General features: G+C 57.0%; 17 protein-coding genes and 1 pseudogene. 11 read left to right on the top strand and 7 right to left on the bottom strand.

The features are described from left to right. The first annotated feature begins 486 nt into the window (after positions 1 to 486). From glsA to ACH1XZ_RS08740, 3 genes are all read left to right on the top strand, one after another. On the top strand, positions 487 to 1,500 hold the full coding sequence (gene glsA, locus ACH1XZ_RS08750) for a glutaminase A (protein WP_395595218.1): 1,014 nt from the start codon (positions 487 to 489) through the stop codon (positions 1,498 to 1,500). Between the two features lie 3 nt (positions 1,501 to 1,503). Further along, positions 1,504 to 3,111, top strand: a complete 1,608-nt coding sequence (locus tag ACH1XZ_RS08745; protein ID WP_395595217.1) for an MFS transporter — start codon at positions 1,504 to 1,506, stop codon at positions 3,109 to 3,111. A 67-nt stretch (positions 3,112 to 3,178) separates the two neighbouring features. Next, a complete protein-coding gene (locus ACH1XZ_RS08740; protein WP_395595216.1) occupies positions 3,179 to 3,559 on the top strand; it encodes a hypothetical protein in 381 nt (126 codons plus the stop codon). Positions 3,560 to 3,608: 49 nt separating this feature from the next. Here the strand turns inward: ACH1XZ_RS08740 and ACH1XZ_RS08735 are convergent, their stop codons facing one another. The 5 genes from ACH1XZ_RS08735 to ACH1XZ_RS08715 form a co-directional block, all read right to left on the bottom strand. Then, entirely contained in the window at positions 3,609 to 3,749 is a 141-nt protein-coding gene (locus ACH1XZ_RS08735) for a hypothetical protein (RefSeq protein ID WP_368300672.1), read from the bottom strand. A gap of 49 nt (positions 3,750 to 3,798) precedes the next feature. Further along, positions 3,799 to 4,035 carry a hypothetical protein gene (locus ACH1XZ_RS08730; protein WP_395595215.1) on the bottom strand — a complete coding sequence of 79 codons (237 nt, stop codon included), beginning with the start codon at positions 4,033 to 4,035 and terminating at the stop codon, positions 3,799 to 3,801. Positions 4,036 to 4,583: 548 nt separating this feature from the next. Next, positions 4,584 to 5,711: an ABC transporter substrate-binding protein gene (locus ACH1XZ_RS08725; RefSeq protein WP_395595214.1), complete on the bottom strand. Its 1,128-nt coding sequence runs from the start codon at positions 5,709 to 5,711 to the stop codon at positions 4,584 to 4,586. 24 nt (positions 5,712 to 5,735) lie between these two features. After that, positions 5,736 to 6,509, bottom strand: coding sequence for an ABC transporter ATP-binding protein (locus tag ACH1XZ_RS08720; RefSeq protein WP_395595213.1), 774 nt, complete (start codon positions 6,507 to 6,509; stop codon positions 5,736 to 5,738). Beyond that, positions 6,506 to 7,579 carry a FecCD family ABC transporter permease gene (locus tag ACH1XZ_RS08715; protein WP_395595212.1) on the bottom strand — a complete coding sequence of 358 codons (1,074 nt, stop codon included), beginning with the start codon at positions 7,577 to 7,579 and terminating at the stop codon, positions 6,506 to 6,508. Before ACH1XZ_RS08715 ends, ACH1XZ_RS08720 begins: the two co-directional genes overlap by 4 nt. 428 nt (positions 7,580 to 8,007) lie before the next feature. Here ACH1XZ_RS08715 and benC point away from each other — a divergent pair. After that, positions 8,008 to 9,018, top strand: a pseudogene (benC, locus tag ACH1XZ_RS08710) (benzoate 1,2-dioxygenase electron transfer component BenC); the annotation flags it as partial. A gap of 33 nt (positions 9,019 to 9,051) precedes the next feature. Continuing rightward, on the top strand, positions 9,052 to 10,785 hold the full coding sequence (locus tag ACH1XZ_RS08705; protein WP_395595577.1) for a cytochrome P450: 1,734 nt from the start codon (positions 9,052 to 9,054) through the stop codon (positions 10,783 to 10,785). On the opposite strand, the gene ACH1XZ_RS08700 is transcribed toward ACH1XZ_RS08705, so the two are convergent. Further along, a complete protein-coding gene (locus tag ACH1XZ_RS08700) occupies positions 10,782 to 11,735 on the bottom strand; it encodes a helix-turn-helix domain-containing protein (protein WP_395595211.1) in 954 nt (317 codons plus the stop codon). The two genes, ACH1XZ_RS08705 and ACH1XZ_RS08700, sit on opposite strands and share 4 nt — an antisense overlap. Here ACH1XZ_RS08700 and ACH1XZ_RS08695 point away from each other — a divergent pair. From ACH1XZ_RS08695 to ACH1XZ_RS08675, 5 genes are all read left to right on the top strand, one after another. Beyond that, positions 11,734 to 11,943, top strand: a complete 210-nt coding sequence (locus ACH1XZ_RS08695) for a hypothetical protein (protein ID WP_395595210.1) — start codon at positions 11,734 to 11,736, stop codon at positions 11,941 to 11,943. The genes ACH1XZ_RS08700 and ACH1XZ_RS08695 overlap by 2 nt on opposite strands. Before the next feature lie 68 nt (positions 11,944 to 12,011). Continuing rightward, positions 12,012 to 13,748 (top strand): FAD-dependent oxidoreductase, encoded by a 1,737-nt coding sequence (locus ACH1XZ_RS08690; protein ID WP_395595209.1) that lies wholly within the window; start codon positions 12,012 to 12,014, stop codon positions 13,746 to 13,748. An 11-nt stretch (positions 13,749 to 13,759) separates the two neighbouring features. Continuing rightward, positions 13,760 to 14,881, top strand: a complete 1,122-nt coding sequence (locus tag ACH1XZ_RS08685) for an NADH:flavin oxidoreductase/NADH oxidase (RefSeq protein ID WP_395595208.1) — start codon at positions 13,760 to 13,762, stop codon at positions 14,879 to 14,881. Beyond that, positions 14,878 to 15,192: an NIPSNAP family protein gene (locus tag ACH1XZ_RS08680; RefSeq protein WP_395595207.1), complete on the top strand. Its 315-nt coding sequence runs from the start codon at positions 14,878 to 14,880 to the stop codon at positions 15,190 to 15,192. Before ACH1XZ_RS08685 ends, ACH1XZ_RS08680 begins: the two co-directional genes overlap by 4 nt. Before the next feature lie 110 nt (positions 15,193 to 15,302). Beyond that, the gene (locus ACH1XZ_RS08675; RefSeq protein ID WP_395595206.1) at positions 15,303 to 16,202 is read left to right on the top strand and encodes a helix-turn-helix domain-containing protein; all 900 of its coding nucleotides are present in this window, start codon (positions 15,303 to 15,305) and stop codon (positions 16,200 to 16,202) included. Between the two features lie 3 nt (positions 16,203 to 16,205). Here the strand turns inward: ACH1XZ_RS08675 and ACH1XZ_RS08670 are convergent, their stop codons facing one another. Beyond that, positions 16,206 to 17,021, bottom strand: coding sequence for an SDR family NAD(P)-dependent oxidoreductase (locus ACH1XZ_RS08670; protein ID WP_395595205.1), 816 nt, complete (start codon positions 17,019 to 17,021; stop codon positions 16,206 to 16,208). 158 nt (positions 17,022 to 17,179) lie between these two features. Between ACH1XZ_RS08670 and ACH1XZ_RS08665 the strand changes: the two genes are divergently transcribed. Beyond that, a complete protein-coding gene (locus ACH1XZ_RS08665) occupies positions 17,180 to 17,791 on the top strand; it encodes a class I SAM-dependent DNA methyltransferase (protein WP_395595204.1) in 612 nt (203 codons plus the stop codon). Positions 17,792 to 17,802: the final 11 nt, after the last annotated feature.

Raw genomic sequence — 17,802 nt, 5'->3', positions numbered from 1 at the left:
CAGTGCGGTTTTTCCCCCTCTCCCTTCCAGGGAGAGGGTAATATCTGGAGCTGGTGGTAGGTAAGAAAATAATCGACATATTACACGGCAATCAAACCGGTTATTTACCATTATTACCCACAGCAGATGATTAAATTATTCTATATATACCACTTTGTGGTTATCTTATTCCATCGCCAACCTAAATGACACTTATTTACATTCAACAGGCTAATCTTTGACAGAAATAACGCTATAATTCTGCCGCTCTAAGGGAAAACATCAACCATTCATTACCAATAAGTCATGTGCTATGGATAAGCAAATGTATATCACCACGCGAAGTCAACGCTACCTCCAAACTAAACCGCCTTCCACACCATAATTACCCCCGCTGTGCCTCACAGCATCTTATTTTTTTTGTCTTTCTATACGCTAATGAGTATCGCAGAATCGATGTGTTAGATTTTGCCGTGCCGCCGTGCGTAAAAACAAAGGAACGTCTTTATGGAATATTATTCCAGGGACCACTATAGCCAAAATATGTCACTGCCCAGCGGTGAAACTATCGAACGTCTTATTACGGACGTTTATTCCGCACTGCGCCAGGAAAGTGAAGGCGCTATTTCGACAGTCTATCCTGCGCTGACGCGCGTCGACCCGAATCTGTTTGGCATCTACCTTAAAGGGGTGGATGGGTACGAATTCTCCATCGGTGATGTAACGACAGAATTCACCATTATGAGTATCTCAAAACCCTTTATCTTCGCGCTGGTGTGTCAGGCCATAGGGCCGCAAGCCGCGCGGGAACGCCTTGGTGTTAACGGCACCGGGATGCCCTTTAACTCGGTATCGGCTATCGAACAATCCACCACCAAACTGACCAACCCGATGGTCAACTCGGGGGCGATTGCCACGACAAGCTTCACGCCGGGAAAAACCAAAGAAGAGAAATGGCAATATATCTATAACGGCCTCTGTGGTTTTGCAGGCAGGAAATTGACAATTAACGAAGAAATATACCAGTCGGCCTGCCAGAGTAATTACCGCAATCGTGGCATTGCCAATCTGCTTTATAGCTACGGACGGCTAGGATGTGACCCGGAAATGGCGACCGATCTTTATACCCGCCAATGCTGCCTGAATATTAATGCCCGTGACCTCGCCGTTATGGGGGCCACACTCGCCGACGGCGGAATAAATCCGGTAACCGGAGACAAAATTATTAATAACGCAATTTGTCATTATACCCTCGCCGTGATGTTGACCTCAGGCATGTATGAAACCTCTGGTGAATGGCTATATGAAACGGGGCTGCCGGCCAAAAGCGGCATCGGCGGCGGTATTGTTGCCGTATCGCCGGGTAAATGTGCCTTAAGCGCATTCTCACCGCTGCTTGACGGTGCGGGAAATAGCGTAAAAGCGCAGAAAGCGATTCGTTCATTGTCACGATGCCTGGGCATGGATCTTCTGGTCGCCAAACCTTATACGGACAACAGCAGCCTCACGGCTCAGGAGTAAATCATGAGTACAATAACGGCAGAAAATAATCATCAGCAGCACTCCTGGGCGCCGATGATTGCCATCGCGCTGGCGCAGGTGCTGATGTCATTTAACGTGGCTTCGCTACCGGTGGCGCTTAGCGGGATGGTCAACAGCTTTAATGTGCCGCCGACGGATATTGCTACCGGCATCATTATGTATTCGCTGAGCGTCGCCGCATTTGTGATGGTCGGCTCGAAGCTCAGCCAGCGCTTTGGCCCGGTAATCGTCTTCCGCGTGTCGGTACTGGTGTTTGGCGGTGCACAAATCTTTATGGTGATAAGCCAGAACGTGCAAACGATGATTGCCGCGCAGGCGCTGTGCGGCCTCACCGCTGCCGCGCTGGTACCGTCTCTGGTGGCGCTGATTGCGGAAAACTACAAGGGTAAGCAGCAGGCGACGGCGCTGGGCTCGTTGGGTTCCGCCCGTGCGGGGGCAGGCGTCGCCGCGTTTCTGATTGGCGGTGTCTTTGGCACCTGGATCGGCTGGCGGCCGGTGTTCGCCATCATGATTGTCCTTGCACTGATTACCTTTATGCTGAGCTTCCGCTTGCGTAAAGACGAAGGCGACCCGAGCGTGCAAATAGACATGATGGGCATGCTGCTGGCTGCCTGTGCCATCGTGTTGCTTTCCATGGGCTTTAATAATCTGAATGGCTGGGGGGGCCTGATAGCGAAACCTGCCGCGCCGTTTACTCTGAATGGTCTGTCACCGGCACCAGTGATGATTGTGCTGGGCTTTATCCTGTTACAGGCCTTTGTGATGTGGAATCGTCATATCAAACAGCGTGGCCGCACGCCATTGATTGCTCTTGAAGTGATGGACTCACCGTCTGAAAAAGCCGCGGTTATCGTGATGTTTGCCGTGGTGGCCTTAGAGGCGATGCTGAACTTCACCGTGCCGCTGTACATCCAGATTGTGCAGGGACGCACGCCAATGGCGACTACCGTGGCGATGCTGCCGTTCAACCTGTCGGTATTCTTCTCCGCGCTGCTGGTCATTAAGCTGTACGACAAATTCACCCCAAAACAGATTGCCACTTCGGGATTCATCATCTGCTGCGTGGCGCTGGTCTGGCTCTCCTGGGTGGTGACAAATAACTGGAGTGAATGGCCGGTGATGATCGGGCTAATTGTCTTCGGTATGGGACAGGGGGCGCTGGTGACGCTGGTGTTCAACGTGCTGGTCAGCTCTTCGCCTAAGTCGCTAGCGAGTGATGTCGGCGCGCTTCGCGGCACCACCAGTAATCTGGCAAACGCCATCGGTACCGCGGTTGCAGGCGCGCTGCTGGTTGGCCTGCTAAGCGCCAGCGTTATGAAAAGCGTGGTGGCCTCGCCGGTGGTGACCGCAGAACTTCAGGCGGAGGTGAATCTGGATAACATCAACTTTGTCAGCAACGAACGTCTGGCGACCGTGCTCGAGGATACGTCGGCGACGCCTGCGCAGGTGCAGGAGGCGTTGGAAATTAACGAGTCGTCCAGGCTGAAGGCGTTGAAGCTCGGGATCCTGATTATGGCGCTTATCTCCGCGCTGGCCATCCTCCCGGCTCGCAGGCTGCCGGGTTACTCACCGGGCAATCTTCCGGTGTAACTTCCCTTTTCAGCGTTGAGGTCATGCAATCTGCCTCAACGCTGTTTGCTCTTAAATTAAGGATTCTATGATGACGCGTATCGCTTTCTGGAAGGGCGTGATGGCGTGGGTAAAGCTCGCCTCGCTGCTCTTTTTCACTCTGTTTATTCTGCTCGCGCTGCCGTATCTGGGTGTTGCAGGGATGAATTTCTCGGTGCAGTTTTTATCGTTCAAACTAGTGATTGTGCTGTTTATCGTCGCCTACCTGGCGTTTGTGTTTTCCTATGGTCAGCTGCGCTTAAAGCGTCGAGGCTTTTTGATGGCGGGCGTGGGACATATTCTGGTGGTGGCGCTATTTAGCCTGCTGTTCTACCCGATCGTCGGTTTTGCGATTGCGCTGTTTTATCTCGCGGCGGCGTATAAGTTTGCGAGCATTAAGCTTGGCTGCCAGTGCAGCGCGATGGGCTAATCGTGGTGATGGGTTACCGATGCGGGCGCATCGGTAACCCATCAAGCCATCAGGACGGGTCTTTAATACCGTCGAGCAGCTTTTTCACCCGTGGGCCAAGTATCCAGAACAGCGCCAGAATAATCAGCAGCAGCAACGCCGACAGCCCTTTATGGTTATTGATGAGGATAAAAATCATTGCCAGAGTCAAGGCGTGAATCCTTATTGTTGTGCGTTGTGTGCTTTATGCCGCGGTGGGATTATCCCCAGACGCGAATAAAGTTAGTTGCGATAGTGATAATTACCCATACCAGTAAATAATAACGACGGGAATCATTACGTGATTCCAGAGCAGCGAAATAATTAGCGCTATAAAATGCGGAAATAATAATGGCGACGGTGATGACAATATGCCAGACACCTTCTCTGATACCGATAACGGCGCTAATGGAGGCAAAGCAGATAACGATAGCAACGCCATTCAGGGCATTACACATCAACCAACCCCATAGGCTCGATGGCCTGCTAAACATCCGTTCAAGTCTTAAAACCAATTAAACATTCACCCTGTCAATATGAAGAGCGCTATAAAATGCATTTTATAACTATGCAGGGAGTTGACTAAAATCAAATTTAACGGTTTCTATAGGGAATTAGTTTGAAAGTGATATATATCAATTTACGCTATATTTCTTGCGGTGGTTTTGTTTCAAAAAAAGTAAAACCGATAAACCTCTATGATATGTAAAGATAAATTTAATAATGGTGATGTTTTGTTTTTACTGGTTTTTTTGTTTTGTTACCCCATTGGTGTGAGATTAAATACCACTGTTTAGCGAATGATAATCACTGTCTTTATTATTATTTTAGCAGGATGTTATCAGCGTTAATAATGGTTTCACAATAGCGATCGTTGATCGCTAAAATAAAAAAGGTAGGCCGGATAAGCGCAGCGCCATCCGGCAGAACCTGAGTACATTGCCGGATGGCGCTTCGCTTATCCGGCCTTCAACGTCCCTTTAACTGACTAGCAAAGGCTTTTACTTTATTTTCCAGGCGTATAGCTCAGGATCACCTTATCATCCGGAATATGGGTGAATTGGGTAATCAACTGATGATAATCCGCCAGCGGGTCGACATCTTTAAACTGCGTCGGATAGAAAATCTTACTCAGCGTCTCGATGGCGATAATGTTGTACGGGTTGTTATAGAAGTGATGGTACAGCGCACCGGTATGACCCGCGACCACGGCCGGAATACTGCTCACGCCCTGACGCGCCAGCAGCGCATTAAAGGCGCTCACCACATCAGCCTGCGGGACGTTGTAGCCAAATGGAATGATCGCCGTGCCTTTCCCTGGACGTTTAGAACCGGTCATCAGGTAGTAGTCCGGATTCATGGAGATGATTTTCTCCACCGAGATATTCCCGCTTGCGCCAGGCAGCAGCTGCGAACCAATGTTCACGCCGCCCGCCGCTTCCACCAGACCGCCCCAGCCGTTACGCGCATGGGTAAAGCAGCAGCCGTTATCCAGCCCGGCAACCCCAGCGATAGGCTCGATAAACACGAGTGGTTTTTTCTCGACCTTGGCCAGGCGCTGGTGAATGGTGTCCAGACGCTGCTGGTAGAAGTTGATATAGGCCTGTGCGCGTTCGTTCTGGCCCAGGATCTTACCGAGCATCGCGATGCTTGGCATGGTGTTCTCAACCGGATGCAGTTCGTAGTCAACGAAAACGACCGGCACGTGCAGCGCGTCGAGCTTCGCCAGCACGCCGCTTTGCACCAGCGACGGCTTCGCGCGCAGTTGAGCAATCATCAGGTCCGGATGGCGAGAGATCACCGTCTCCAGATCCACGTTCCCTTGGTCGGAGAATTTCATATCGAGGATCTTATCCGCTTCGGGCCATTTACGCTTCAGCACGTTCCAGGTTTCGGTATCCTGCTTTTTCGGCAGGTTGTTCCACGCCACCACTTTGGCGAACGGGTTGTCGCGCTCCAGCACCGCCAGCGTCAGAATATCGCGGCCATCCTGCAAAATAATGCGCTGCGGCTCCTGGCTAACCGTCACCGTCCGGTTGTCCATGTCTTTGACCGTGACCGGCCAGTTGCCTGCCATGGCCAGCAGCGGCGAAAACAGCAGCGCTGCGCCTAATAGTGCCTTCTTCATCGTCATGATTTCCCCATCTTGCAATTATTGTTATGTCGTTAAACCATCGACCACCACGTGCGGCAGCCCTTGTGAACAATGTTCGACCCGGCCACGCACGCCATAAACGGTCGCCAGGTTTTGTGGAATCACCACCTCATCCGGTACGCCGCTTGCGACCAGCGCGCCGTTTTCCATCATCACGGCATATTCGGCGTGACGCAGGGCAATATTGATATCGTGGATCACCACCACGGTGACGATATTGCGTTGTCGCGTCTCTCTGGCGACGATATCCATCACGTGAAACTGGTAGTTGAGATCAAGCGCGCTGAGTGGCTCATCAAGCAGCAGCAGATCCGGCTGACGAATCAGGGACTGCGCCAGGCCAATCAGCTGTTTCTGGCCGCCGGAGAGCTGGTCGAGGAAGTGCATCGCCAGATGGGCGACGCCGAGTTTTTCCAGAATGGCGTAGGCTTCCTGCTCAGCGTTACCTTCGTGATAGCCGCTGGCGCGTCGCGCCACGATAACCGACTCCAACGCGTGCAGGTGTACACCGGCAGGCAGCGACTGAGGCAGATAAACCACCTTTTGGGCCCGCTTAGCCGGCATCAGCGTCATCAAATCTACGCCGTTCAGCGACAGCACGCCCTGCGCCGGGTTGAGATCCGCCAGCGCGCGCAGCAGCGTCGATTTACCCGAACCGTTGGGGCCGAGTAGGGCGGTAATCTTGCCGCGCGGCAGCAGCGGCGTGGTCAGGCCGTCGATAATTTTCTTTTTGCCATACCCGGTGTGCAGGTCGCGAATCGAGAGTCCATCCATCACAGCGTCCCCCGGTGGCGAATTATAATGCTCAGGAAGAAAGGCACCCCGACCAGCGAGGTCACGATACCCACCGGAATAATGACCCCGGTGACGATATTTTTAGACACCACCGACGCCAGCGACAGCACCAGCGCGCCAATCAGCATGCTGCCGGGCAGATAGAAGCGGTGGTCTTCGCCGAACATCATGCGGGAAATATGCGGTGCGACGAGGCCAATAAAGCCAATTGGCCCCACAAAAGCCACGGTTAGCGCCGAGATAATGCTGATGCGCAGCAGCGTTGCCAGGCGTAGCTGACGGACGTTGATACCAAAGCTGACGGCACGGTCTTCACCAAGACGCAGTGCGGTGAGCTTCCAGGCATTTTTTAGCGACAGCGGGGCGATTATCACCAGTGCGACCGCCAGAATGGCGAGCTTATCCCACGAGGCGCGGGCCAGACTGCCCATCGTCCAGAACACCAGACCCTGCAAAGTATCTTCGCTGGCAACGAACTGCAAAATAGAGATCAGCGCGTTAAAGGTGAAGACCAGCGCGATGCCAAACAGCACCACGCCGGAGGTGGCAACCCGCGTCCAGCGGCTGATGCCGTCGAGAATAAAGCAGGCCATCAGCGCAAAGACAAAGGCGTTCACCGAGATAAACCACTGGTCGGGAATGCCCGGAATGCCGAGCCCCAGAATAATCGCCAGCGCCGCGCCGAACGAGGCGGCGGAGGAGACGCCGAGGGTAAACGGGCTGGCGAGCGGGTTGTTGAGGATGGTCTGCATCTCGGCCCCGGCAAGCCCTAGGCCCATGCCAACCAGAATCGCCATCAGCGCGAACGGTAACCGCAGCTCCCAGACAATCACGCGGGTACCGGGGTCGGCTGCGTCGGCGTGGAATAGCGTCTGCCACAGCGTGGATACCGAGATGCCCGAGGGGCCGAGGGTGAAATCAAGCAGCAAGGAGCAGAGGATACAGAGCAGCACGACACCGGCAAGCAGGTAACGCTGCATAACCACCCGGCGGTAGCGGGCGGCAATCGCCAGCGCGGGGGAGTCGGCGCTGGAGGTAAGGCTGGAATTCATCGGATAACCTTATGGAACAGGGTAAATTCAGTGAACCTCCCGCCTGTCCCGAGGCGATAAATGCAGGATATCCAATATCCTGGAGAGAGCTGGCGACAATATATTGAATTGATAATGCTTATCAATTCAATATGAAAATAATTAGCGTTCCATTGATTATTTGTTTAACTCCCCCAACGATGCCAATCGGTCCCCTCGCTCCTTTGGGGAGAGGGTTAGGGTGAGGGGAAAAACACCGCAAAAGCCCTGGTTTCTATAAGTCTAATTCCCTTCTTTCCCCTCCCAATAAATGTGACCGCCCCCGCTAACCCAACACCATGCCGGTTTTGTCCTGCTTAATGTCATCTCTGTCCGTTGTATCAGAACGCCATCCAGCATTTGATGAGGCATCAGATTTTCCGACCGCAAAAGCCTGGAGAATGAGAGAGATGACCCATCAGATTACCCTTCGTTTTGAAGATGGTGCGATGCAGACCATCGCCTGCCGTACCGGTGAGACCGTTGCCGATGCCGCGCTGCGCGCCAGAATCAGCATTCCGCTCGATTGCCGCGACGGCGTCTGCGGGACCTGCAAGGCCACCTGCGCCTCAGGCGACTATCAGCACGGCGACTACGTTGACGATGCGCTCTCAGCCGAAGAGGCCGGTGCGGGCAGAGTACTGACCTGCCAGATGCGCCCGTCCAGCGACTGCGTGGTAGAGATAGCCGCCGTCTCAGGCGCGGCCTGCGTGACAACGTATCAGGGGCATATTACCGCCAGCCGCGCGCTGTCGCCGACCACCTTAACGTTCTCCATTGCGCTTGACGACCGATCGGCGCTGAGCTTCCTGCCGGGGCAGTACGTCAACGTAACGGTGCCCGGCACTGACCAGACGCGTTCGTACTCCTTTAGCTCCGGGCCGCAGGATACAGAAGCCTCGTTCGTCGTGCGTAACGTGCCGCAGGGGCTGATGTCAACCTGGCTTAGCGAGCATGCCCGCGTGGGTGATGCGATGTCGTTTCGTGGGCCGATGGGCAGCTTCTACCTGCGCCCGGTGGAGCGTCCGCTCCTGTTTCTGGCGGGTGGCACCGGAATCGCGCCGTTCCTGTCGATGTTGGCCGCGCTGGTGGATGACCACGCCATACACCAGCCGGTACACCTGATTTTTGGCGTGACTCGCGATGAAGATCGGGTAGCGCTTGAGGCTCTCGATGACTACGCGCGTCGGCTACCTAACTTCAGCTATCGCTGTACCGTCGCCGACCCGGAGAGCGACTACCCGCACAAAGGCTTCGTCACTCAGCATATCGATGCGAGCATGCTGAACGGCGGTGATGCCGACGTTTACCTCTGCGGCCCGCCGCCGATGGTGGATGCTGTGCGCAGCTACCTGGACGCCGAAGGGCTGACGCCGCGTAACTTCTACTATGAGAAGTTTGCTGGCGCAGGGCAGGCCGCGCCGAGCGAGACGGCACCGATTGCCGCTGCGGATGTGGACGATGCCTTTGATTTGCGTCTGGCGCTGGAGCTGGGCGCCGTTCAGTTGACCATGGGGCGGCTCAGCGGCGAGCAGTTGACCACATTCCGTCGCCTGGCCGACGCTACGGCGGCGTTCGTCACCGGTCGGCGTTTCATTGATGTACCGCGCTACGTCGAAGCTAATCATGCCTTTCATCAGTTCCTGATTGAGGCCACCCGTAACGCGCAGCTGATTGCGCTCTACGCCCAACTGACGGTGCGTGACTATATTGACCGTGCGCTGACTATCAGCGTAGAGATAGTCGGCGATATTGTGCAGCAGCATCGGGATCTGGTCTCGGCCTTTGAATATGGCGATCTCAATGCCGCCCGCGACGTGCTGGTTCAGCACGCGCAGCACTCGCGCACCACCATGAGCCGGGCGCTGGCGCTGAAGGCGACACCTGCAGCCGTACCCCTGACCGTCGCGCTACCTGCGACGGAACCCGAAGCCCCACGCTGCCCGTTCCACGATCTGCTGCCGCCCTCGCTGCCACCATACTCCCACGAACTGGCGTGGCCCGAGGGGTTAGCGCCCTTCAAAGTGGTGGATGACGGATCGCAGGGTGACCCGTATGAACACTACCGCTGGATGCGCGAACATGCGCCAGTGCTCCGCTGCCAGTCAGCCACGACCGATGTCTGGTTCCTGTCACGCTATGACGATGTCTATCAGGCAATTCGCAACCCGAAACGGTTCTCCTCCGAAGTGGTGAGCCCGCCGCCGCTGACCTTCCTCACGCTGTTTGATGCACCGGGGCATACCCGCCTGCGCAAAGTGGCGCAGCCGTCGTTTATGCCGCTCTCGCTGGAGCCGTTTATCCCTGAAATCGAACGCCGTGCTGAGGTGCTTATCGACCAGATGCTGGCTAACGGCGGCGGTGACGTAGTGGAAGATTTTGCCATTCCGCTCAGTATCGCCACCATTTCGGCGATGATCGACGTGCCGAACGAAGACGAAGAAAAAATGAAGTTCTGGTCAGACGAAACCTTCAGCTACTTTGGCCGCCTGGCGCGTAACGCCCCCGGCACCGGCACCGATGAGCAGAGCGCGATGGCCTTCTTTGCCTATCTGAAAGCGGCGATGGAGCGGCTGTATCTCAGCAACAGCCAGTCGATTGGCGGCCATATTGCCCGTATGTGGAAAACGGGGCTGCTGAGCGAAAAAGAGGCCAAAGAGCTGTGCGCCTTCGTCTTTATTGCCGGGCACGATACCACCACCATTCTGGTCGCCAACGCCTTCCGCATGTTTGCCGAACAGCCGCAGCTGGTCGCGCGCCTTCGCGACAATGAAGATGATGCCGATCGTTTTGTGGAAGAGGTGGCGCGCTATCGTGGCACCGTTCAGCGGGTGAGTCGCATCACCACTGAAGCCACCGTTGTCGCGGGCGTAGAGATACCCAAAGGGGCGGTGATACGTCTATTGCTGTCGGCGGCGAATCGCGATAGCCGCAAGTTTATTGATGGCGAAACGTTCAATATCGATCGCGATAACAGCGGGCATCTCGGCTTTGGCAACGGCATTCACAAGTGCCTCGGCCAGCCGCTGGCCAAGCTCGAAACCCTGATTGCCGCGAAGCTGGTGGCGCGCAAGGTGGGAGAGATTTGTCTGGATCCGGCGCGCCCTATCCAGTACGTCCGTGGCAACAACCTCACCAACTCGGGCCCGGAGCATCTGTTTGTGCAGATGCGCCCTCGCAAAGATTAGGTGGCGCGTGATAAGCGGCCCTGTTCCTGATGGCGGTATTCGGTGGGCCGCAGCCCGGTTTGCTTACGGAAAAAACGGCCAAAGTAGGCCTCGTCGCGAAAGCCCAGTTCACGGGCTATCTGCTTGACGCTGAAGCTGGAGTACACCAGCAGCCGCCGGGCCTCGTGTACGGCGCGGCGGTCGATAGCCTCAATGGCGGAGATCCCGAAAGCCTCGCGACAAATGCGGGTGAGCTGACCGGCGGAGATGCCCATGGCATCGGCGTAGCTGGCCACCGGTTGGCGGGTACGACAGCGTTCGTCGAGCAGCAGGCGAAAGCGTTCAATGCGGGCGACCAGTGCGGCGCGGGCCGGGTTGCCAGCCAGACGCGCTTTTTCGCTCAGGCGGGCAATCTGCACGAACAGCGCAATGGTCAGCGCCAGTCCGGCGGTGTACTGCCAGCGTTCCGGGTGCTCTGCCTCGCGGCCAATGGCATCGAACAGCGCTTCCAGCGGTGCACCGCGAGGGCTCGTCGGATCGACAGCCAACACCGCAGGCATGCGGACGAAGGTCAATAACTCAGGGGCGGCGGTCATGGCGATCGACTCAATGGCCGACTGGGCCGTGGTAATCACATGCCCGTCAATGTCGTCGCGAAAACGAAAACCGTGAACGGAGCGCGCCGGAATAACCACCAGACAGGGCGCTTCCAGTTGCCAGGTCTGGCCGTCTATTGACGTCTCGCCGCCGCCGTGGGTGATGTACAGCGTCTGGATGAGCGCTTCATGAAAGTGTGGCTCAATCTCGAATTCGAAGCGGCTGGCCCGCGACGGAATACGCTCATGATGCACGCTATCGACGGCCGCAGGAGCGTCCTGTGCACCGTAAAGGGCGTAGTTGGGCAGCGTTCGGCGGGGAAGGGTATGTGCGGGCATGATGCCGGTTTTGTCCTGTTTAGGCGAGCGGTGCATGGATGGCGAATACCGTTTATTCGGCGATAAAACGCGCAACCGTGCAAGTGCGGGATCGCCATGTTGTGACGCGGAGCGGGTAGAAACGGACGCGCTTCTCTATGGCGATAACAGTGAAAAATTTGCGCCAGAACACACTTCCTGGCAATTGTCGAAAAGTGCAGGTTTTGGTGTGAAAGTGTCCTTCATTTTCCGCTGTGGGCTGTGAAAAATGCATATGTAACGTTTTTGTAACATCAGCAAAATAATAAAAATCATTCATCTGCGAGGTACCCTATGGCTGTAGAACTCCCCGTCCGCGAATGCGACGTGCTGGTGATTGGCAGCGGCATCGGCGGGCTATCGGCTGCGGTGACCGCGGGCCTGAATGGGCTGGATGTTCAGGTTATCGAAAAAGAAGCCGTCTTCGGCGGCACCACCGCATTTTCCGGCGGCGTGCTGTGGATCCCCGACAACCATCTGGCTCGCCAGCAGGGCATTGAAGACAGCCAGGCCGCCGCGCGAACCTATCTGCAAGGTGAAGCGGGCGACAGCTTCCGCCCGGAGGTGGTGGACGCCTTCCTCAAAAATGGCCCGGAGATGCTGCGCTATTTTGAAGAAAACACCCGCTTTCGCTGCAACCTTTACCAGTACCCCGACTACCATCCCGATGCTCCCGGCGGTGTGATGCGCGGACGCTCGGTGGTGCCGGAGGCGTTTGATATCCGTGAACTGGGCAAGTCTATGCCGCGCCTGCGCAAACCGCTGCGCACCATCACGTTCATGGGGATGATGTTCAGCTCCTCAAACAACGACCTGAAGCACTTTTTTAACGCTACCCGTTCGCTGAAATCTTTCGCCTACGTGGTTAAACGCCTGAGCCGTCATCTGCTGGAAGTGGCTCGCTATGGGCGCGGGATTACCGCCAACGGCGGCAATGCGGTGGTTGCCCGTTTAGCCTGCTCCGCACAGGATCTCGGCATACCGATCCATACCGGCGTAGTGGCGAAGGATTTGATCGTGGAACGCGGCGTTGTGCGTGGCGTGGTGGTTGAACTGAACGGTGAACGGGTCAACCTGTACGCCCGACGCGGCGTGGTGCTGGCCTCCGGCGGCTTTGCCCGCGACGAAGCGCGGTTGAAAAAACTCTACCCGCACGTGCGCCGTGGCGGCATTCAGCTTTCGCCGACGCCGCCCGGCGTGGATACCGGCGACGGTATTGCGATGGCCGAGCGCATTGGTGCCCGCTTTGACGACAGCTATGCCAACGGCGCGGCGTGGATCCCGGTCTCGAAGGTACAGATTGGCCGTCAGTCGTATGTGTTCCCGCATCTGGTCGACCGTTATAAGCCCGGTTTTATCATGATCAACCGCCACGGCGTGCGCTTTTGCAACGAGGCTGATTCCTATCACGACGTCGGTATCGCGATGATCGAAACCTGCCGCGACGACAGCGAAACCTTCGCCTGGCAAATCTGCGACCATCGGGCGCTGCGCAAATACGGCATGGGTTTCGCCAAACCCGCGCCGATCCCCGTCTCAGTCTACCTGAAAAGCGGCTATCTGCTGGAAGGGAAAACCCTTAGCGAGCTGGCGCAAAAAATGGGGGTTTCCGCTGAAGCGCTGGAAGGCACCGTTAACCACTACAACGCCCACGCGCGTCAGGGCAAAGACCCACAGTTTGGGCGCGGCGAGTCGGCCTATAACCGCTATCTCGGCGATGCCAACCATCAGCCGAATCCGTGCGTCGCGCCGATAGCGCAGGGGCCGTTCTACGCCGTAAAGCTCTACATGGGCGATCTCGGTACCTTCCACGGTCTGAAAACCGACGGTGAAGCGCGGGTGCTGGATAACCAGGGGCTGCCCATTCCGGGGCTTTACGCCGCCGGTAACGAGATGGCGAGCATGATGGGCGGCAGCTATCCGGGTGCCGGGATCACCATTGGCCCGGCGGCCACCTTCGGCTATATCGCCGCTCGCAGCATGGCGGCGCGTGGTGATACGGCATTGCCGCCCGAACGTGAAGCCTCATAACTCAGGAGAACATGATGTCTACACTTTTTAGTCCACTACAGGTCGGCCCGCTGACGCTGGCCAACCGTATCGTTGTCCCGCCGATGTCGCAGTACTCCGCGCAGGCGGACGGCATGGCTACCCCGTGGCACGCCCAGCACATTGGCGGTCTGGCGATTTCCGGTGCCGGAATGGTCATTTGCGAGGCCAACGGCGTCACCGCGGACGGGCGCATTACCCCGCACTGTCTTGGGCTGTGGAATCGCGAGCAGGCGCAGGCGTTACAAAAGTTGCTGGCCGATATTCACACCTACAGCAACACGCCGATTGGCGTGCAGCTCAATCATGCGGGCCGCAAAGCGGGCACCAATGCGCCGTGGCGTAATCAGGGAGCATCGCTGACGGATGAAGAGGGCGGCTGGCCGACGGTCGCCCCTTCGGCTATTCCGTACAAACCCGGCTGGCGCGTGCCGCAGGTGCTAGACGAAGCGGGAATGGCCCGCATCACCCAGGGCTTCGTTGATGCCGCCCAGCGGGCGCTGAACGCCGGGGTCGATTTTATTGAGCTTCATGCCGCCAACGGCTATCTGCTGAACCAGTTCCTCTCGCCGCTTAGCAACCAGCGTGAAGATGATTACGGCGGTAGCCCGGAAAATCGGATGCGTTTTCCGTTACAGGTGGCGCGAGCGCTGCGTGAAGTCTGGCCGAAAACCCGTCCTTTGGGCGTGCGCTTTAACGGTGGCGAATTTGCCGAAGGCGGGTTATCGCTTGACGAAGCGGTACAGTTTGCCCGCGAACTACACGCGTTGGGCTACGACTACCTGCACGTTTCCGGCGGCTATAACATCTATAACCAAACGCCGGATGCCGACAAGCCTGGCTATATGGTGCCGTTCGCCGACGCGGTGAAAAAGGCGCTGCCGCAGGCAGTCGTGATTACCGTCGGGTTGATTTACGAAGCACCGCAGGCCGAGGCGATTGTGCGGGAGAATCGGGCAGATTTGGTGGCGATTGGTCGTGGGATGCTCGATGACCCGAACTGGCCGATTCACGCCGCTATTGCGCTTGGCGAAACCGCGCCGTGGCCAAAACCCTACGACCGCTTCGGACCGCTTGGCTGGCCGACGCATCAATCGCAGGAGGCTAAATTATGACGCTACCGATTATCGATCACCGTATTTACACCATTCGTCTGCGTAAAATGAACGCGTTTCTTGACGTGTTTGACCGTCTGGCGATGCCGGTGCTGCGAGAGACGCTGGGCAACCCGCTGGGGTTTTACACTAGTTTTGTCGGGCCGCAGAACCAGTTTGTGCACCTGTGGGGCTACGAGAGCCTGGCGGAGTATGAGCGTCGCAGCCGCCTACGGGATACGCATCCGGATTTCGCCGCCTATCTTAAAGCCTCTGAGCCGTTTATCGTGGCGCAGGAGACGCGGTTGATTCGGGCGACAACGATAAAATAAGCGCGATAAAACGTAGGCCTGATAAGCGTAGCGCCATCAGGCAACCCGGCGCAGATTGTCGGAGGGCGGCGTTACCTTATCCAGCCTACATGTCCACCAACGGAGGCACCATGAACCTCGCCAACAGTATTCCGGTATTCAAACTCTACGGCGAAAGCTGGCATTGGCCGACGCCGGACCTCCTGCACTGTGAGTCGATTCAAAGCCGCAGCAGCCTCTACGACTGGAGTATTCGCGCCCATCAGCATGCCGATCTGGTACAAATCCTCTATATCCAGCAAGGGCAGGGCGAAATTGAAATTGAAGGCGTCCGCCAGCCGTTCACCGATGCCTGCGTGCAGATAATGCCCGCGCTGTGCGTCCACGGTTTTCGCTTCTCGCCGGGGACCCAGGGATTTTCGCTATCGCTTGCCGCGCCGCTGGTGGCCAAATTTGAACAGCAGTTTGGCCGCCCGCTGCAGGTGCTGAACCGCGCCGTTCGCGTGCCGGTTGGTAGTGCAGGGGAGCAAATTCATACGCTGTTTCAGACGTTACAGCAGGAGTACCAGGCCGATAACGACGCGCGCGATATGATGCTGCATTCGCTGCTTAGCGCGCTGATGGTCTGGCTTAACCGTCAGACCAGCGGGTCGGTTGAAGTGAGTGATAAAGTAGAGCGCAAGCGCGCCGCTATTCGCCGTTTTAATCAACTGGTGGAAAACCACTACCGCGAACATTTCGCGCTGGCGCATTACGCCCGTCAGATTGGCATGTCCGGGGTGCATCTCAACACACTATGCCGTGAGTTTCACGGCTGCAGCGCGCTGAGCGTGCTGCACCAGCGCCTGTTGCTGGAAGCCAAGCGTAGCCTGCTTTATACCAGCATGACAGTCAGCCAGATTTCGGACTATCTCGGCTTTAGCGACGCCACCTATTTTTCCCGCTTTTTCCGCCGCAGCACCGGCCTCTCGCCGCGTGATTTTCGCGAGAAGCCGACGCAGGAATACGCTGAGCCTGCTCAGGCTATGTAGCGTTTAGCGGGTAAAACCCGGGCGTGGCAGTTTGCCCATCAGCATGGTGGGCAGGCCGCCGTCGACGCCAATTTCCGCCCCGTTGATATAGCTCGATTTATCGCTCAGCAGGAACAGCACCGCATTGGCAATATCTTCCGGTTTGCCAATCCGCTGGCTGGCAGTAAACGCCTCGCGGCTCTCACGCACGCCCGGTTGCGCGTAATACTCGGCGGTCAGCGCGGTTTCAATCATCCCCGGTGCCACCAGATTACTGCGAATCCCGTCCTGGCCCCATTCCACGGCAATCTGCTGCGACAGCAGACCAACGGCGGCTTTACCGGGGCTATAGGCGCCGCTCCACGGCTGTGGAATGCGCCCGGAAATGGAACCGATATGCACCATGCTGCCGCGCTTCGCCGCTCGCATATCGTGGGCAAATTCGCGGGCGCACAGCAGGTAGCCGGTCAGGTTGACGTTGAGCTGCGTTTGCCACTGTTCAAGGCTAATGTCCGCCAGCCCAGCCGGGCGCAAAATGCCAGCCGCGTTGACTAGCCCATCGCACGGGCCAAGCCGCGAACGCACGCTCAGCGCTGCTTCTTTAACCTGTTCTTCGCGGCTGACGTCGCAGGCCACCGCCACGCGTTTTCCCGGCAGATGTTCAAGCTTCTGCCGCACCGCATCGCAGCGCTGCGGGTTGCTATCGAGTAGCGCGACGTGGGCGCCTTGTTGCGCTAACGCGGTGGCAATGGCTTCGCCGATGCCGCTTGCCGCGCCGGTGACGGCAAATACCTTGCCGCTGAGGTCGAGCCAGTCCTGGGAAGCGTGCTGTTCAGTCATGGTTTTCTCCACGTTTTAATTGGGTACAGATGCTCTGCCATTGTTTGACGCGTGGCGGAGAAAGGGAATGCACGAACGACAACCAGACGGGGACTTTTGCCTATGAGATGGGCTAATCTGTGAATTCAACACGTCACTCCGCCACCATGAGGCCCACGATGGACCATCCAGCAGCGCGTACTATTCTCGACCTGTATCAGCGTCACGCCGAGGCGTTTTATCAGCAACGATCGCGCACGCTGTTTGAGCAACGCTGGCTGGATAAGCTGCTGGCGGCGATGGGGGGCACCGGGCGAATGCTCGACCTCGGCTGTGGTAACGGTCAACCGATTGCCGACTATTTTATTCAGCAAGGCTGTGTCTTGACCGGCGTCGACGGTGCGCTGGCGATGCTGACCCGCGCCCGCGCGCTTTTTCCCCTGCAGCGCTGGCTGCACCACGACATGCGCACGTTAAGCCTTGATGAAACCTTCGACGGGTTGATTGCCTGGGACTCCTTTTTCCACCTTTCCCAGGATGACCAGCGGCGTATGTTTCCCATTTTCGCCCGTCACAGCCATCCCGGCTGCGCCTTGATGTTCACCAGCGGTACCGGTCACGGCATCGCCATGGGTGAATTTGAAGGGGAGCCGTTATTCCACGCGAGCCTGGCGCCCGACGAATATCGTTCGCTGCTGGCGGAACACGGTTTTGCGGTGCTGGAGATGAAAATGGAAGACCCGGAGTGTGGTGGGCATACCGTATGGTTGGCTAAGCGAGGGGAGCGCTGACGCTCACCCCG

The sequence above is a fragment of the Kluyvera chengduensis genome (genome assembly GCF_044197065.1).
GTDB lineage: Bacteria > Pseudomonadota > Gammaproteobacteria > Enterobacterales > Enterobacteriaceae > Kluyvera > Kluyvera ascorbata_C.
Note: the sequence above shows the minus strand (reverse complement) of the source record. Positions and strands in the feature narration are given on the sequence as shown.

Coding starts and splice junctions, on each gene's coding strand:
- ACH1XZ_RS08670 (WP_395595205.1), bottom strand. CDS start 17,021: ATGACTGAACAGCACGCTTCCCAGGACTGGCTCGACCTCAGCGGCAAG.
- ACH1XZ_RS08730 (WP_395595215.1), bottom strand. CDS start 4,035: ATGTGTAATGCCCTGAATGGCGTTGCTATCGTTATCTGCTTTGCCTCC.
- ACH1XZ_RS08685 (WP_395595208.1), top strand. CDS start 13,760: ATGATGTCTACACTTTTTAGTCCACTACAGGTCGGCCCGCTGACGCTG.
- ACH1XZ_RS08715 (WP_395595212.1), bottom strand. CDS start 7,579: ATGAATTCCAGCCTTACCTCCAGCGCCGACTCCCCCGCGCTGGCGATT.
- ACH1XZ_RS08740 (WP_395595216.1), top strand. CDS start 3,179: ATGATGACGCGTATCGCTTTCTGGAAGGGCGTGATGGCGTGGGTAAAG.
- ACH1XZ_RS08700 (WP_395595211.1), bottom strand. CDS start 11,735: ATGCACCGCTCGCCTAAACAGGACAAAACCGGCATCATGCCCGCACAT.
- ACH1XZ_RS08680 (WP_395595207.1), top strand. CDS start 14,878: ATGACGCTACCGATTATCGATCACCGTATTTACACCATTCGTCTGCGT.
- ACH1XZ_RS08725 (WP_395595214.1), bottom strand. CDS start 5,711: ATGACGATGAAGAAGGCACTATTAGGCGCAGCGCTGCTGTTTTCGCCG.
- ACH1XZ_RS08695 (WP_395595210.1), top strand. CDS start 11,734: ATGGATGGCGAATACCGTTTATTCGGCGATAAAACGCGCAACCGTGCA.
- glsA (WP_395595218.1), top strand. CDS start 487: ATGGAATATTATTCCAGGGACCACTATAGCCAAAATATGTCACTGCCC.
- ACH1XZ_RS08675 (WP_395595206.1), top strand. CDS start 15,303: ATGAACCTCGCCAACAGTATTCCGGTATTCAAACTCTACGGCGAAAGC.
- ACH1XZ_RS08745 (WP_395595217.1), top strand. CDS start 1,504: ATGAGTACAATAACGGCAGAAAATAATCATCAGCAGCACTCCTGGGCG.
- ACH1XZ_RS08690 (WP_395595209.1), top strand. CDS start 12,012: ATGGCTGTAGAACTCCCCGTCCGCGAATGCGACGTGCTGGTGATTGGC.
- ACH1XZ_RS08665 (WP_395595204.1), top strand. CDS start 17,180: ATGGACCATCCAGCAGCGCGTACTATTCTCGACCTGTATCAGCGTCAC.